Raw genomic sequence first — 16461 nt, 5'->3', positions numbered from 1 at the left:
GCCGACACGCGTGAGCACTTCGCCGGCCGGCCGGCCGGCCGGCCCCGATTGACCGGAGGCAACCACGGTGCCGGGCCCAGCAGGGGCTTCCGGAAGCTGGCTGGATCCAGCGTTCCCTCAGTTTCCCCTGCTGGGACCGCACTTGCCGTCAGAGCCCGCCGAACAGGGCCGCGGAGAACGGCCCGTCATAGGTACCCATGGCGAACCCGCCGATCGTGCCGACGAAGCCGCGGCTCTGTGCCGCGGGATGCACGTCGTTGCCCACCGCGACCATGGTGCCCAGGATCTGGGTGGGCGGCGCGGCGTCCCCGGACACCATGGGCAGCGCGGTGCCGTCCAGCACCACGTGCAGAGCGTCGGCCGTACCGTCCCAGGCCAGCTCGAGCACGTGCTGCTGCCCGGCCGTGGGCGCGGCGGCGGAGAGGAAGTGGTCGTCTCCGGTGGTGTTGGACGAGAAGCCGTACTGCAACTGCCCGTCGCGGTAGCGCACGGTCAGGTTGCCGCCGACGCCGAAGAGGGTGCCGAGTTGGGCCTGGTTGGCGCCGGCCTTCGGGGTGAAGGTGATGCGGGCGAGGAAGCTCGGGGTCAACGCGGTGCTGCCCCAGCCGGTGGCCGGCTGGAACCCGACCGCCTGGTTCCCGCCGGTGAGCACGACGCCCTGGCCCGCCTGGACGGTCTCCGTGCCGGCACGCCGGTTGATCGCGCCCACCACACTCTCGCCGGCTCCTGGAACGTACGTGTTGTCCGTGCCGAAGGAACCGCTGAAGCCGATTTTGGCCACCGAGGTGACCTTCTGGGTGCCGACGTAGAAGGGAACCGTCGCCGGTGCGGAGGTGTAGCCGTCCCCGGTCTGGGTCACCGACAGGGAGTGCTCGCCGTCACCGAACGGGACGGCGGGTCGGCACTCCCAGGTTGTGTCGGCGGCGACCTGCGCGGTGCACACCGGCTGGCCGGCGTCGGTCACCGTGACCTTGTCGCCGGGAATGCCGGTTCCGGCAACGCCGGTCGGCGGTTGCGGCGACACGGAACCGGCCACCGGGCTGGTCACGGCCGGGGCGGGCGGCCCGATGGTGGTCACCGTCGAACCGGCGCCGGCGGGCACGTCCGCGATCAGGAAACCGGCGTTGAGCAGGGTGATGTCGTGTGCGGGGACCGGGATGCCGCCGATGGTCAACGGCGTGGCCGCGGTCAGGCCTGAGCCGACCACCAGGACCTGCGCGGGGGTCGTGGCGGTGGCCGACGATGCGCCGGTGTAGTCGATTCGGGCCGGCAGCTGCGCTTCGAGAGTCCGGTAGGCCGCGGTCAGCCCGGCGTTGGCGAGCACGTCGTGCGGCAGGTCCGCCGGTCCGGGATGAGCCGGGATCCTGGTGTTGGCCGTGTCGGTGGGGCAACTGCTGTCGTCGGGATCGGCGGCCCAGTTGTGCGTGTACGTCAGCCGCGATATGGACGGGTTCGGCCAGTGGCAGGAGAACGAGTGCCTGTTGTTCCACTCCACGTTGCCGGACTCCATGATCCACTGCGAGCCCACGTCCGGCGCGGTGCCGTAGGCACCGTTGGGTGTGTTGGTGTCGAACACGTTGCCGGTGATCTGCAGGCCGTGCTCGTAGGACGCGGCCGTGTTCACCGAGCCGTCGGCGTTCAGCACGGTCGCGCCCTGGTGGCCCTCGGTGTAGATCTCGCCACCGTCACCGGTGAAGATCTGCATGTTGTTGTGGAAGTGGTTGTCGCTGATGGCGTTGTCGGAGTTGATGTTCGTCGTGGTCTGGTCGTTGTGCGTCGGCCCGATGTCCACGTTGTCCACATGGCCTTGCCAGGCGCCCGAGGTCAGGCCGTCGTACGGCATGTCGAAGACGTCGTTGTGCGCGATGGTCGTGTTCCGGGTGAACATCATGGTGATGCCGGCGGTGCCCAGGTAGTCGATGGCATCGTGGTACATCAGGTTGTTCTCGACCGTGTTGCCGGTCGCGATCTCGTTCTCGCCGATCGGGTCGTGTGCGGACGCCTCCGGGTCGGCCGAGCAGTCCGCGATCACCGCGGCGGCCGGGTCGTCCGCGGCGCCCGGGTTCGGGTCGCTGCCGCAGCCCAGCCAGACCGCGCTCGAGCCGATCTCGGTGAACATGCTGCCGCGCACCAGGTTGTGGTCACTGCCGTAGCGCATGCCCAGGCCGGTGCCGCCGAGGTCGTCGAACCGGTCGGACAGGAAGCTGACGTCGTGAGCGGCGGTGAGCTGCACGTTGGCAAGCGGCTGAGCGTACGCGCCCCACGGGCAGGAGCCCGCGTTCGGTGTGGCGAACGTGCACTCGCCCTGGGTGGCCGGCTGGACCACGCCGTCGACCACAGTGTTCGGATGGTCGGCGTACAGGCCGGCCTGCACCTGGGGGAAACCGGTCGGCGTGGACGGGCGGTTCCAGGTGGCCGTGGTGAACCGGATGCCGCTGAACGTGAGGTCGTGCACCGGCTTGGCCAGCGTGCCGGCCACCGACACCAACGACTCGACCTGCGGCACCTCGACATCCAGCTTGGACATTCTCTGCCCGGCGGTGGGCTGGTAGTAGAGCACGTTCTCGTCGTTGTCCAGGAACCACTGTCCGGGATGCAGCAGCGTGCGGGCGTCCTCGATCAGCGTCGGGCCCGTGTTGGCGGCCAGGTTGTACGGGGTGACGTTGCTGCTGTTCCCGCCGTACACCGTGGCCGACTTGTTGGTCAGGTTGTTCCAGCACGGCTGGGCCATGGCCACTGTCGCCGTACCCGCGTCCGCGCCGGGCGTGATGGCATCCACCGGACACGAGGACGCGGCCCAGTCCGTCGGCCGCATCGGCCTCCAGTGGAACTCCAGCTCGTGCAGTTGAGTCGGGGTCAATTCGCTTGCCAGTTTCAGCAGCCAGGCCGCGCTCGTCCCGGTGACATGGAATCCAGCCTTGTCCCACGTGGACAGCGTGAGGCCCAGCGCGGAGGGGGTCGCCTGCGCGACGGGCGTGTCCAGGCCGTTGATATAGACCTGCCGGGTACGGGTTCCGGCCGGTACCGGTGCCGACCACACGTCGCTGCCCGGTACTTGGGTCCAGTGGGTGATCCGCTTGCCGCCGGAGATCACCGGATGCGCACCAGGTGCCGCGGTCCAGGTCACCGGGTGGCCGGAGGTGCCGGAGTCGGCCGCACCGAACCGCCAGGTGGCCGTGCGCCGGTAGGTACCGTCGGCCAGTTGCACGGTCACATCGGCGTGCCGGGCAACCGCGACCCGCGCCGCCTGCTGGGCGCCGTCCAGCCCGCATGGCGCGGCCGGCGTGCAGCCGTGGCCTTTGCCGTGCGGCGCAGCGTACAGGGTGACCGACTTGGCAGGGGGCGCGGCCAGTCCTGGTGGAGCGGCAATACATCCGATGACTAGGGCTGCAGCAGCGAAGAAGAATGTGCTCCAGAGGCGTCGCAAGTAAACCTCCAAGGATGCAGTACGGGGGCAGCACATGAACCTGGCCGACAAAGGCGACCAGGTTGGAGTGTGTGACGCGCAGTGAATCCACTACGATGAAACATCGGAGCTATCGAGGTGCGGACGCTATCACCGCCCTAGGCTCGCTGCAATAGGTCGGCAAGGCGCCGCGTTCGGCGGTCCCTCCGGTGCGGGGGTCACGCCAGCTCACCAGCCCGTCCAGTTCGACACCCCGGCGAAGCCGATGGAGCGGCAGTCGACCGCCAGAGCGTCGACTTCGTCGCGACGGACATCGGCTACGCCGCGATCGGCGGCGCGGTCAACCAGTGGCAGTACGCCGGCACGCGAAAGTCCGACGGCGGCAACCCCCCAAGTCCTGGCGCTCGTCTGGCCGGGCGCCTCTCGTCGTTCCTCTGTGACGGCCCGGGTGGGCGCGTTGACGGGACGGGAGGGGAGCCTTGGGGTGCTCACCTCCTCGTGTGACCGCTGTCGGCAGGTCGGCGGGCGTGATCCCGGACGGCACGTGTCTTCGCGGGTACGACGAGGACATCCGGGTCACATACGCGAACACAAATCGGAACTCTGAACCGTGACGGGAGGTGACGCTAGTCGCGACGGGGGGTGACGGTCAACCCTGCTGCCCAGCCACAACTGCGGTGATACCGCCCGGAATTGCCTGCGGGCCGCGATTCAGATGGATGAATCCTCGGCGCGTTCCGTCAAGATCTTTCCGACGACGCAAGGCCCCCGGCCTGCGGCTTGTCGGCACAGCCGAGATCCTGAGCACTCTTCTCAAGCTGTGAGGCTTGACCTCAAAAGAAGCAGGACAGCACACTGTGCCCCGCATCCCCTCGCTGGGCGAAGGGCATCTCCGTGCGCCGGACAGGCACGCCGGGCACGGCCGACCGCCCGTTCCAACGTTCTTCCGGCTCTTCCGTGACGAGCACCGCCTCCTGCCGCCGCCCCGGCGCGCCCGCGGCCGCGGCTTCGACGACACGTCAGCGGAGCACTGCCGGTTCCGCTGCGCCGCAACGAGACGAGGAGCACCACTCATGACCGGAATCAACCGCCGCGACTTCCTCCGGGTCGCCGGCGTCGGATCCGCGGCCCTGGCCCTGCCCCTGGCCGGAGCAGTCGGCCAGGCCAGTGCCGAGCCCAACGGGCCGAAGGACCTCAAGGCCACAGTGAACGCGTCGGGCGCCTGGCAGGTGAAGGCGGCCGTGCTGGGCTGGACCTTCAGCGGGTCGGTCGGCTCCGCGGCCACCGGCATCACCACCCACGCCGGAAGCGACGCCGTCGGCGCATACACCGAGACCACGTTCACCTTCCAGTCCGGCGCCCGCAAGGGCGGCATCCGCGTGTACAACGGCGCGTCCTCCATCGTCTTCACCGACACCTACGTCAAGGCCGGCGCGAACGGCAACCCGTTCCCGACCTTCACCGCCTACCCGAAGCTCGCGCACCAGCTGAGCCACCACGACGTCTTCGGCGTGTTCCAGTTCAACACCTTCGCCGGTGCCTCGGACAGCCCGTGGGTGTTCTTCGACGACCAGGGCGGCACCTTCATCCTGTCGGCGGCGAACCACTTCCAGGAGGCGCAGACCTCGCAGGCGTCGGACGGCTCGATCACCGCGGGTGTGATCAGCTCGGTGGCCACCCTGCCGGCCGGCTACACCCGGCAGACGATCCTGTCGGCCAAGGCCGGCGTCGGCGCCGCCCACCGCGCGTGGGGCTCGGTGCTGACCCGGCTCGCGGGCAAGCCGCTGCCGGCCAACGACGCGGGTGTCATCCTCAGCACCCTCGGCTACTGGACCGACAACGGCGCGGACTACTACTACAAGTTCGACCAGTCCAAGGGCTACACCGGCACGCTGCTGGCGGTCCGCGACGAGTGGGCGTCCCAGCAGATCCCGATGGGCTACATGCAGCTCGACAGCTGGTGGTACCCCAAGGGCCCGAACGCCGACTGGAACGACCTGCCCGACGGAACGTCCCTGTACGAGGCGGACAAGCAGCTGTTCCCGGACGGACTGTCCGCATTCCAGAAGCAGTTGGGGATGCCGCTGGTCACCCACGCCCGCTGGATGGACAAGTCCAGCCCGTACCACGGCCAGTACCAGTTCTCGAACGACGTTGTCATCGACCCGGCGTACTGGCAGAGCATCATGGACTACCTCAAGGACGGCGGGGTCGTCGTCTACGAGCAGGACTGGCTGTCGCAGAAAGCCAAGCCTGCCGAGAACCTCACCGACGCCGACCAGTTCTTCGACAACATGGCCCACCACGCCGCGGTCGACGGCTTGGACCTGCAGTACTGCATGGCACTGCCGCGCGACTACCTGCAGACCGTCCGCTACCCCAACCTCACGACCATCCGGGTCAGCAACGACCGGTTCAACCGCGCAAAATGGGATGAGTTCCTGTACGACTCGCAGTTCGCCGGCGCGCTGGGCGTGTGGCCGTGGGTGGACGTGTTCATGAGCGGCGAGCTCGACAACCTCCTGCTGGCGACGCTTTCGGCCGGACCGGTCGGCGTCGGCGACGCGCTCGGCAAGGTCAACGCCGGCCATCTGTTCCAGGCGGTGCGCCCCGACGGCATCATCGTCAAGCCGGACGTGCCGATCGTGCCGACCGACTCGACCTACGTCGGCGAGGGCGCCGGGACGATGCCGGCGATGGTGGCCTCCACGCACGCCGCGCACCCGGGGTTGACGTACCGCTACGTCTTCGCCTACGCACGGCAGTTCGCCGCGCCGCAGCAGATCTACCAGGCGGAGGACGCGGCGCTCTCGGGTGCGGTCGTCGGCACGGGCCAGTCCGGATTCACCGGAACGGGATACGCCGACTACCAGAACGCGGACGGCGACTACGTCGAGTGGACCGTGGACGCGCCCGCGGCGGGCACCTACACGCTGCAGTTCCGGTACGCCAACGCTTCCGCTGATCGCCCGCTGGCGATCTCCGTCAACGGCGGCGCCCCGAGCAGCCTGTCGTTCCCCTCGACCGGTTCATGGACCAATTGGAGCCAGACCGGTGTGCCGGTCATCCTCGAGGCGGGCGCCAACACCGTGCGGGCGACCGCCACCGGGGCCAGTGGCAGCAACATCGACTGGCTCGGCGTCACCCAGGGCACGGTGCCCAACGGCCTGTACCAGAACGCCTCGTTCACCCTCGCCGAGATCGGCGAGACCGGATCGGCCTACGTCTACGACTACTTCGCCGGCAACGGCACCCTGGTCAAGAAGGGCGGCCAGGTCAGCGCCGGCGTCAGCGACGGAACGTACTGGGTGGTCGCCCCGGTCGGCCCGTCGGGCATCGCCTTCCTCGGCGACAAGGGCAAGTTCGTGGCGCACGGCGGCAAGCGCCTGGAGCACGTGAGTGACCACGGCAGCGTGCACGCCACCGTCGCGTTCGCCGCGGGGGAGGGGCCGGTCACCCTGCACGGCTACGCGCCGCGCAAGCCCAGTGCCAGTGCCACCCACGGCAGCGTGGGAACCGTCGGCTACGACGCGGCGACCAAGCTGTTCAGTGTCACCGTCAGCGCGGGAGCCGGCGACCGCGCGGTCGTCATCATCAAGGCGTGACCGCCGCCCCCGCGATGGGGGCCGCGCTGGTCCGCCGGCCGGAAGAGGTCCACGCCACTCTCACCCCGCAGCACACCGAAAGCGACACGAGGTGTCGACGGCGACGTCGTGGTGGTGGTAGCGTCCACCGAAGTGGTCTAGTCCTCTAAGGTCTAGACCATATGGTGAGGGTGGCTGGCTCACCTCGATCTTTCCCGTCCTGCACTAACTACGCACCGGGAGATGTCCGTGAAACGTGTATGCCAATTACTCGCCGCAGCCATGGGCGTCTGCCTGGGGCTCGGGGCGTTCCACGCGCCGACGCCCGCTTCGGCGGCCACAGCCAATCCGGCTCCCGCGGTGCAGCCCGGCCTGCAGAGCTGGACGGGGGGCACCGGCTCGTTCGTCCTGGAAGCCACCGCGCGGATCGTGGTGGACTCCTCGCACGCCGACGACCTCTCGGCCGACGCGCGCACCTTCGCCGCGGATCTGCGCGATGTGACCGGAGCTCACATCCCCGTGGTGAGGGCCGCCAAGGCCGGAAGGGGGGACATCTTCCTGACCGAGGGCGCGACCGGGACCGCCGCGACGGGATACAAGCTGTCCATCGACACCACGGCGACGGTGAGCGGCAGCGATGCCACCGGCACGTTCTACGGTGAGCAGACCTTGGAGCAGATGCTGAAGCTGTCTCCAACCCGCAGCACTCTTCCGCAGGGCTCGGCGTCGGACTGGCCGCGCGAGACGCTGCGCAGCGAGCAGATCGACGTCGCGCGCCACTACCAGTCCGTCGCCGACCTCGAGCAGCAGATCCGCATCGCCGCGTGGCTCAAGCTCGACAGCCTGCACCTGCACCTGTCCGACAACGAGGCGTTCCGGATGCAGAGCACGACCTTCCCGGGCCTGGCCAACGTGCAGTCGTACAGCCACGCCGACATCGCGGCGATCGTCGACTACGCGCACAAGTACCACGTGGACCTGATCCCCGAGATAGACCTCCCGGGCCACGGCCAGGTGTTCACGCACTACGACACGGACCTCGCCTTCGCGTGTCCGACGCTCGGGCTCCACGGCACGGCCGCCTACGCGGGCGGCGGGTCCACCATGGACGTCACCAACCCGGCGACGCTGGACTTCGCGACGAAGCTGCTGGACGAGTTCGTGCCGCTGTTCAAGTACTCGCGCTACTTCCACATGGGCGGCGACGAGACCCCGTCCTCCCATGACCTGAACGGCTGCCCCGAGGTCGCTTCGTACGTCAAGGCCCAGAACTACAAGGTCGCCACGGACGTCTTCACGACCTTCCAGAACAAACTCGCCGACGTCGTCACCGGCCTGGGCAAGACGCCGATCATCTGGAACTGGAACGGCGACGCCGACATCCTGGCCAAGCCCGCGATCGTCATCGACGCCTGGATCGGCGGCCCCGGCGGCTTCATCAACCAGGGCCACCAGGTGATCGACACGCAGAGCAGCAACCTGTACGTCGTGCCCGATAGCCTGCCGGGCAACGGCAGCACCTGGATCGTCAACGACGGCTACTACTACACCTGGACGCCGCCCACCCAGGCCGGCTACCTGGGCCTCGAAGTGACGAACTGGGGCGACCGGGCCAACCCGTCCTTCCCGGACAGCTTCTACCGCTCCTTCTCCACCCGGCCGGCGCAGGTCTTCGCTGCCGTGGGCTGGGGCGGCCCCCGGGCAAAGGACTTCCTGGCCTTCGAGTCGCAGGTCGACGCGATCGGCGCCCCGCCCGGCATGCCCGAGACGATCCCGCCCGGCGCCACCGCGCTGACCGGCACCGCCTACGCCGAACCCTCGTCCCCGGCCACACCGGCCGCGAACGCCTTCGACGGCAACGGACTGACCTCAGTGGACGTCGCATCCGGCAACGCCGGAGCCCCGGCCTACGTCGGTCTCGACCTCGGGGCGGACCACGCGGCCCCGGTCTCGGCCGTGCGCTACCTGCCCGCGATGAGCTCGATGACAGCAGGCAACAGCAGCCACGAGCTCGCCGCGCAGAAGACCATGGTCGGCGGACAGTTCCAGGGCTGCACCACCGGCCCCACCACCGGATGCAACACACTGGCGACCGTCAAGTACCGGCCCACGGCCGACTGGCAGGTGCTGCCGGTGGCAGGCACGACCCACTACCGGTGGCTGCGCTACGTCGCGGCGCCCGGCCAACCGGCCCAGACCGGCGAGATCCAGTTCCTGACGGCACCGGCCTCCCCGCTGGCGGTCTCGGTGAGCGCTCCGCCGCAGCTCGGCTTCACCGGCCGGGACCAGGTCACGGCCACGATCACGAACACCGGGACCAGCACGATCCACGGCCTGAGGGCCGGCCTCAGCGGCACCTCCGTCGACGACAGCACCCCGCTGACCGTGTCACCGACGCAGGGCAACCCGACCTCGATCGCGCCGGGCGCCACGGTGACCGCGACCTGGCGGGTCTCCGCGCCGGTGAACGCCGCGCCGGGCGACTACCGCCTCGTGGCCACGGCGAGCGTTCCGGTCGGGTCGAGTACCGGCTGGGCGCAGGGAAGCGGCTCCGCCGTGGTCCAGTTGACCCACCCGGCGGTCGTCGCCACCATCCCGGTGAGCAACGTGCCCGACGAGCCCGGCGCCCCGATCTCCACCACCATGACCCTCGACAGCAGCTGGCCGACTCGGCTGACCGTTCACTGGGACATGCCCAACCCGGACTACTCCCCGGTCGCGACGTTCTCCCCGGGCTCCGCCACCATCCCGGCCCACGGCAGGATCACCGTCCACCTCACCCTGGCCCAGCCGCGCGGCGGTCTCGCCCAGATCCCCCTGACCATCACCGATCCGGTCGGCCGCACTTCGCAGAGGTGGGACGTCGGCGCGCCGATCGTCTCGACCCTGGCGCAGGCCTTCAACAGCGTCGGGATCACCAGCGACGCCAACCGGTCGCCGTCCAACGTGGGAGGCGGGCTCGACGGAGACGGATCCACCCTCTCGGCCGAAACCCTGGCCGCGGCCGGAGTCACGCCCGGCGGAACGGTCAACTCCGGCGGATACTCGTTCACCTGGCCCGACGTCCCGGTCGACACCGCCGACAACGTCTCCGCCGGCAGCCAGGTCATCGGCGTCGGCCGGGCGGCGTCGTCCCTGGGACTGCTCACCCTGGCCGGCGGCGGCGCGCAGAACAACGCCGGCGGCACCGTCTACTACACCGACGGCTCGGCCGCGCCCTTCACCGTCACGGTTCCGGACTGGCACGTCGCACCCGCGGCCGGCGGGCCGCAGCCGGCGCTCACCCTGCCCTACGTGAACTACGCCGGCGTCCAGTGGAACAAGACCGCCTACCTGTACGTCAACTCCGTCCCGTTGGACCCCGCCAAGACGGTCTCCAGGATCGTGCTGCCCACCGCGGGCGGGCTGCACGTCTTCGCGATCGCGACGGCGCAGGGGACTTCACCTGGAGCGGCATCGGCGAGCTGAGCCGTCGGACCGCACCTCATGAGCGCCGATGAGCGATGGGCGCACATCGACCGAAGCGCACGGGCAAGGGGGTGCAGGGTCGGATCCTGCCGTGCCGACGGTGCGAAGGGCTCGCTGGGCTGGCATTCGGCCAGGTCAGCGAGCCCGGTCGTCAAGGGGCACGGATACCGGCTCGTCGAGAGGCCTTCGCTCTCGCCCCCACTGCGGTCCCCGGCACCTCGGCCCATCCTTGCGTAAGTCCCTTGGGCTGATCAGTCGAGTGCCAGGCCGTTGAGAACGCCCTGGAGGTACCCGATGGCGTGCGCCCGTCCGCGGCTGCAGTAGGCCTCTGAGGAGATGTCCATCCAGGTGGCGGGATCGCCCACCATGGCCGGGACGTGGTCGTCGATGACGAAGCCGTCGAAGCCGACGTCGTGCAGTCGTCGCAGGACACGGGCCGGGTTGTAGTTGCCCTCCCCGAGGAAGCACTCCCGGAAGGAGGGGACCGTGCCCTGCACGTCGCGGAAGTGGACGTAGAAGATCGCGCCGACCGGACCGAGGGTGTCGATGACCTCGTTGACCGCTTCTTCCCCGCCCATTTCCGAGACGGTGCCGAGGCAGAAGTCGATCCCCCATGACGGGCTGTTGCCGGCCTGCAGGCGCGCGGCTGCCAGGGAGGCCGGCGTGGTGAAGATGCGGGCTGCGCCGCCCAGGGGGACGTCCACCGGAGGGTCGTCGGGATGCAGCGCGAGGCGGACGCCGGCCTCCTCCGCGACGGGAAGGACCGCGTCGAGGAAGTACTGGTGGTTGGCCCACATCTGCTCGGCGGATATCGGCTCGTCAAGCGGTGCGGTGGGCGAAAGCCGGTAGGACGCCAGCGCGTTGCCCGCACCGACACGACCAAGGTCGAAGGAGGTGACCTTGGCACCGCCGCGGCCCGCGACCTCCATGCCGGTGCGCCAGACGAAGGTCGGGAGCCAGTTGTAGCCGAGCATGTCGATGCCGACCGCTGCCATGTTCCTGATGGTCCGGCAGTAGTTCTCGATCTGCTCGTCCCGCCCGGGGAGGCCGCGGTGGATCTTCCAGATGTGGGACACCGGGACGTTCTCGATCCCGTCGATGCGCAGGCCGTCGGCGTCGCAGCGTTCCCGCAGCGCGCGAAGCTCCTCCGGACTCCAGTAGCCCCTCTCACCGGGCAGCACGTCAGGGGTGTGGAACTGGACGCTTGCGAGACCCAGTTGGTGAGCGAAGGCCGCGGTCCGGTCGTCGTAGACGTCGATGTGACCGAGGGAGAGCCGGATCGTCACGCCGACACGACCTTCTGCTGCTGGGTACCCAGCCCCTCGATCTCGACCTCGACGAGGTCGCCGTCGCGCAGGTAGGGGAAGCGGCCGGAGAGGGCGACGCCCTCGGGGGTACCGGTGTTGATGACGTCGCCGGGCTCCAGCACGGTGAACTGGCTCAGATGGTGGATCAGGGTGGCGACGTCGAAGATCATGTCGGCGGTCGACGAGTCCTGTCGCGGTTCGCCGTTCACCGTGGACCGCAGGCGCAGGCCCTGGGGGTCGGTGATCTCGTCGGGGGTCACCAGCCATGGCCCCAGCGGGTTGAAGGTCTCGCAGCTCTTGCCCTTCGACCACTGGCCCCCACTGACCTCCAGCTGGAACGCCCGCTCCGACACGTCGTTGGAGATCGCGAATCCGGCCACGTGATCGAGGGCCTGGGCGGGCGAGTCGAGGTAGCGGGCCCGGCGGCCGATCACGACGGCGAGTTCGACCTCCCAGTCCGTCTTCTCCGACCCGCGCGGCAGCAGCACCTCGTCGTTGGGACCGACCACCGTGTTGGGTGCCTTGTAGAACAGCACCGGATGCTCCGGCGGGAGCGCGCCGGTCTCGGCGGCATGGGCCGCGTAGTTCATCCCGATGCACAGTACGGCGCCTGGGCGGGCCACCGGAGCGCCGATCCGCAGGCCGGTCGCGTCGATCCGGGGCAGGGTGCGGCCGTCGACGGCGGCGCGGACGCGGTCGAGGCCGTCGGCGGCCAGGAAGGGACCGTCGATGTCGGCGGTGATGCTACGCAGGTCGAGGTGTTCCCCGTCGGCGGTGACCACCACGGGTATCTCGCAACCGGAGGGTCCGAGGCGCATCAGTCTCATGGAATGTCCTACCTTTCTAGGTGTGGGTCTGATCTGATCACTCGTCCTTTCGCACGGTCAGCCGGCGAGCAGTCCGCCGTCGATGACCAGTTCGGTGCCGGTGATGAAGGCGGCGGCGTCGGAGGCGAGGTACAGGGCGGCCTCGGCGATCTCGGCGGGCCGGCCGAGCCGGCCCATGGGCTGGCGGCCGACGAGAGCGGCGCGAGCCTGCGCCGGGTCGTCCGCGGCGTCCAGCAGTCGGCCGACCCACGGCGAGTCGACGGTGCCGGGGCAGACCGAGTTGCAGCGCACCCCGGTGCCCGCGTACTGGACGGCGACCTGCCGGGTGAAGGCGATGACGGCGCCCTTGCTCGCGCAGTACGCTGCGCGGTCCTTGAGGCCGACCAGCCCGGCGGCGGACGCGGTGTTGACGATTGCGCCGCGCCCCTGGGCGAGCATGGTCGGCAGCGCGAACTTGGTGCCGAGGAAGACACCTCGGGTGTTCACCGCGAACGTGTGCTCCCACTCCTCGACGGTGCATGCCACCGGGTCGGTGGTGGACGAGGCCCCGGCATTGTTGCAGAGCACGTCAAGCCGCCCGGTCTGCTCCACGGCCAGGGCCAACGCGGCGGCGACGGAGTCGGGATCGGTCACGTCCACTTCGACGGCGACCGTGCCGTGCGGCACGCCGGATGGTTCGAGATCCGCGGCGTAGACGCGGGCGCCCTCGGCGGCGAACCGCTGGGCCATCTCGTAGCCGATGCCGGATCCGGCCCCGGTCACCACGACGGTCTGTCCGTCGAACCTGCTGGTCATGCGAGCTTCCTTTCCGGCCGTCCGTCCGGCCAGGGACCGGCGAACACGGTGTTCTCGACCGCCTCCAGCTGGAGCAGGCGGTTCCACTTGGCGGTGCGCTCCGAGCGGTGGGTGGACCCGACCTTGATCTGCCCGGCGCGCCAGCCGACGGCGAGGTCCGCGAGCCAGCCGTCCTCCGTCTCACCGGAGCGCGCCGATACCACGGTGCGGTAGCCGGCCGAGCGGGCCAGCGCCACCACCTCGGCAGCGCCGCTGAGCAGCCCGTTCTGGTTGACCTTGACCAGCACCGAGTTGCCGATCCCCTCGTCGATCCCGCGCTGCAGCAGGTCGGTCGAGGTCACGAACAGGTCGTCACCGACCAGCTCGACGCGGTCTCCGAGGGCCTTCGTGGCGTGGCGCCAGCCGGACCAGTCGTCCTCGCCGAGGACGTCCTCGACCGAGACGACGGGGAAGGCGGAGCACCACTCGGCGATCTCGGTGACGAGTTCCTCCGCACGCAGGTCGCGGTCCTCGCGGGCGAAGCGGTAGCCGTCGCCCCGCTGGAACTGCGTCGCGGCGACGTCCAGGGCGATGGACACCTCGGAGCCAGGGGTGAGACCGGCTGCCTCGATGGCGTCGAACAGCAGCTCCAGGGCGGCGCGGTTGGTCGCGAGCGGCAGCCCCAGACCGCCTTCGTCGGCGACCAGGACGGCCTGCGCGTGACCCCGGTCCACAGCCAGTCGCCGGGCGGCCTCGCGAACGCCCCCGGCCCATTCGATGGCCTCGGCGAAGCTGCTCGCGCCCGTCGGGATCACCAGGAAGTCCTGGACGTCGAGCATCGCACCGGCATGCGCCCCGCCGGACAGGATGTTGACCATCGGCATGGGCAGGAGCAGCGGCCCATCGTCGCCGGCGAGGTGCCGGGCCAGTGACCGGCCGTGGGCGTCCGCGTCGGCGCGCGCCGCGGCCAGCGAGACGGCCAGCAGGGCGTTGGCGCCGACGGCCTGGAAGCCTGGGGAGGGGTCGGTGGCGGCGAGCGCGTGGTCGACCGCGGACGGCTCCAGTCCGATGACGCGCGGAGCGAGCTTCTTACGGACGTTGGCGACCGCGGAGCGCACGCCCCGCCCGTCGTAGCGGTGGCCGCCGTCCCGTAGTTCGACGGCCTCGTGCGAACCGGCCGAAGCGCCGGACGGGACGATGGCGACGCCTTCGGCGCCGTCGTGGAGGACCACCCGGGCGGCGACGGTGGGTCGGCCCCGGGAATCGAGCGCCTCCCAGGCGTCGACCTTGGCGATGACCATCAGTGGGCCTCCTTCACGCGGTTCCAGAGTTCCGCGACGGGCAGGTCGGGGTCGCCCAGGACATCGAGAGCGAGCCGGCGGACGGTCTGGGCGGTCCCGGGCGACAGGTAGCCGGCGGGGGAGAGGCCGTCCACGCGGGCGAGCAGCAGGCAGGCGGTGTGCCAGGACAGCCGTTCCGCGTGCGCCCCTCCGGTGTCGGGGCAGGCGCCGTCGTAGCCGTCGAGGAAGGCGGCCGCCGCCTCGCCGAACACGGCCGACCGCTCGGGCAGGTGCAGCGCTTTGAGGATCAGATGGCACTGCAGGAACGCCAGGTCGAAGACGGCGGCGCCGACGTGCGCGACCTCGAAGTCGAGCACCATCAGCCCATCCGCGCCGACGAGCACGTTCTTCGGCGAGAAGTCGCCGTGGACGAGGCAGTCGCGGCGGGCCTGCAGTTCGTCGGCCAGTTCGGCGACGCGGACCGCGACGGCAGGGTGCGCAGCGGCCACCGCGCGGTGGAACGGTGTGATGCGCAGCTGGTCGAAGGCCTCGTAGTCGGCGAACCGGGCGGCCACGCCCTCGTCACCCCAGGTCCGGGCGTGCCAGGTGCCCAGGACGTCACCGAGGCGGGCCGCGGTCGCGACGGCCCCCGGGGTCGGGTCGTCCACGTCCCCGAAGAGGACCGATTTCCACGGCACCCAGTCCGCGGGTGCGGCCGTCATCACCAGGGTGTTCAGCCGGGCGTCAAGGTCGCGGAGCTCGGGGGTCTGATCGGGTGTCAGGCCGTGCAGGAGCCGGATCGCGGCTGCCTCCGTCAACGCGCGTTCCGGTTTGGCCGTCCAGTCGCCCTCGACCAGGAGGCACCGCAGGGCGCGCTTCACGACCAGCCGCTCTCGGCCACCCTCGACCAGGAGCGTCTCGGCCGAGACGCCGCCCGACAGGCGTGTCACGCGAGGGCGCGGGAGCAGGCCGCGGGAGCGGAGGTACTCCACCACGTCGAGCGCAGGCTCCCGGTTCTGATCGTCAGTGGTGTTCATCGAAGTACTCCGGATACCTGGCCTGCAGCGAGGGTGCCTTCTCCAGTGCCCGCCGTGCGTGGCTTCTGAGGTGGGTGCGCCCGCCCTCGACGTCTCCCGCTTCCAGGGCGTCGACGATCGCTGTGTGCTCGGCGATCAGAGAGCGGACGGTGGACTGCTCCGGCAGGCTGAGCCAGCGCATCCGGTCGAGGTGCATCTTCAGCGGCTGCATGAGGTGCCATGCGTCGGGGTGGCCGCTGAGGGCGAAGATCAACTCGTGCAGTGCCTCGTCGGCAGCGAAGAAGGCGCTGAGGTCGTGGGCCTCGCATGCCCGGGTCTGACGATCCAGCAGCTCGCGCAGGGCGCTGACGTCCCGCTCGGGACTCTCACAGGCCGTGGTGAACGCGCCGATCTCCAGGCTCTCCCGCACGAAGCGGGCCCGCTCGACGTCGTTCAGCCGGATCAGCTCGACGCGGGTGCCGACATTCGGGACCACCGAGACCAGCCCGGCGTCCACCAGTCTGGCGAGGGCCTCTCGCAACGGCGTGCGGCTGACCTGCAGTTGCTCGGCCAGATCGGTCTCGGAGAGCGAGGCGCCCGGCGGGATGCGCAGGTCGCGGATCGCGCCGGCGAGCTCGTCGTAGACGCGGTCGGATGTGCGCTGCCGCACCCGGTTCCGCCGCAGGGACCCCAGCACCGGCGTGCCGATCGGGAAAGTTCCTTCGCTGGTCACGGAATGAGCGTTGCATACTGGAGCACTTGTATGCAAGGTTGAGGGGCCCCGGGGGAGCACCCGCTT

Annotated in this window: 9 protein-coding genes; 2 read left to right on the top strand and 7 right to left on the bottom strand. The window is 70.0% G+C overall.

The window, feature by feature from the left end; translation table 11 throughout:
- Window positions 1–148: 148 nt before the first annotated feature.
- A complete protein-coding gene (locus tag ACH4TG_RS09135) occupies window positions 149–3208 on the bottom strand; it encodes a hypothetical protein (RefSeq protein WP_398241524.1) in 3060 nt (1019 codons plus the stop codon).
- 1271 nt (window positions 3209–4479) lie between these two features.
- Between ACH4TG_RS09135 and ACH4TG_RS09130 the strand changes: the two genes are divergently transcribed.
- Complete coding sequence (locus ACH4TG_RS09130; protein WP_398241523.1) at window positions 4480–7011, top strand: CBM35 domain-containing protein; 2532 nt, start codon at window positions 4480–4482, stop codon at window positions 7009–7011.
- Between the two features lie 228 nt (window positions 7012–7239).
- Window positions 7240–10458 carry a family 20 glycosylhydrolase gene (locus tag ACH4TG_RS09125; RefSeq protein WP_398241522.1) on the top strand — a complete coding sequence of 1073 codons (3219 nt, stop codon included), beginning with the start codon at window positions 7240–7242 and terminating at the stop codon, window positions 10456–10458.
- A gap of 251 nt (window positions 10459–10709) precedes the next feature.
- On the opposite strand, the gene ACH4TG_RS09120 is transcribed toward ACH4TG_RS09125, so the two are convergent.
- From ACH4TG_RS09120 to ACH4TG_RS09095, 6 genes are read right to left on the bottom strand one after another with little or no spacing between them, the layout of a single operon-like run.
- Window positions 10710–11744 (bottom strand): mannonate dehydratase, encoded by a 1035-nt coding sequence (locus ACH4TG_RS09120; protein ID WP_398241521.1) that lies wholly within the window; start codon window positions 11742–11744, stop codon window positions 10710–10712.
- The gene (locus ACH4TG_RS09115) at window positions 11741–12592 is read right to left on the bottom strand and encodes a fumarylacetoacetate hydrolase family protein (RefSeq protein ID WP_398241520.1); all 852 of its coding nucleotides are present in this window, start codon (window positions 12590–12592) and stop codon (window positions 11741–11743) included. The genes ACH4TG_RS09120 and ACH4TG_RS09115 overlap by 4 nt, the downstream gene beginning before the upstream one ends.
- A gap of 57 nt (window positions 12593–12649) precedes the next feature.
- Complete coding sequence (locus ACH4TG_RS09110) at window positions 12650–13387, bottom strand: SDR family NAD(P)-dependent oxidoreductase (protein WP_398241519.1); 738 nt, start codon at window positions 13385–13387, stop codon at window positions 12650–12652.
- Window positions 13384–14667: a phosphopyruvate hydratase gene (gene eno, locus ACH4TG_RS09105; RefSeq protein ID WP_398241518.1), complete on the bottom strand. Its 1284-nt coding sequence runs from the start codon at window positions 14665–14667 to the stop codon at window positions 13384–13386. The genes ACH4TG_RS09110 and eno overlap by 4 nt, the downstream gene beginning before the upstream one ends.
- Window positions 14667–15683, bottom strand: coding sequence for a phosphotransferase family protein (locus ACH4TG_RS09100; RefSeq protein ID WP_398241517.1), 1017 nt, complete (start codon window positions 15681–15683; stop codon window positions 14667–14669). Before ACH4TG_RS09100 ends, eno begins: the two co-directional genes overlap by 1 nt.
- Window positions 15670–16395, bottom strand: coding sequence for a GntR family transcriptional regulator (locus ACH4TG_RS09095; RefSeq protein WP_398241516.1), 726 nt, complete (start codon window positions 16393–16395; stop codon window positions 15670–15672). The genes ACH4TG_RS09100 and ACH4TG_RS09095 overlap by 14 nt, the downstream gene beginning before the upstream one ends.
- Between the last annotated feature and the right edge of the window lie 66 nt (window positions 16396–16461).

This window comes from Streptomyces sp. NPDC020917, assembly GCF_044333795.1.
Classification (GTDB): Bacteria; Actinomycetota; Actinomycetes; order Streptomycetales; family Streptomycetaceae; genus Actinacidiphila.
This window is presented reverse-complemented; position numbering and strand designations above follow the sequence as displayed.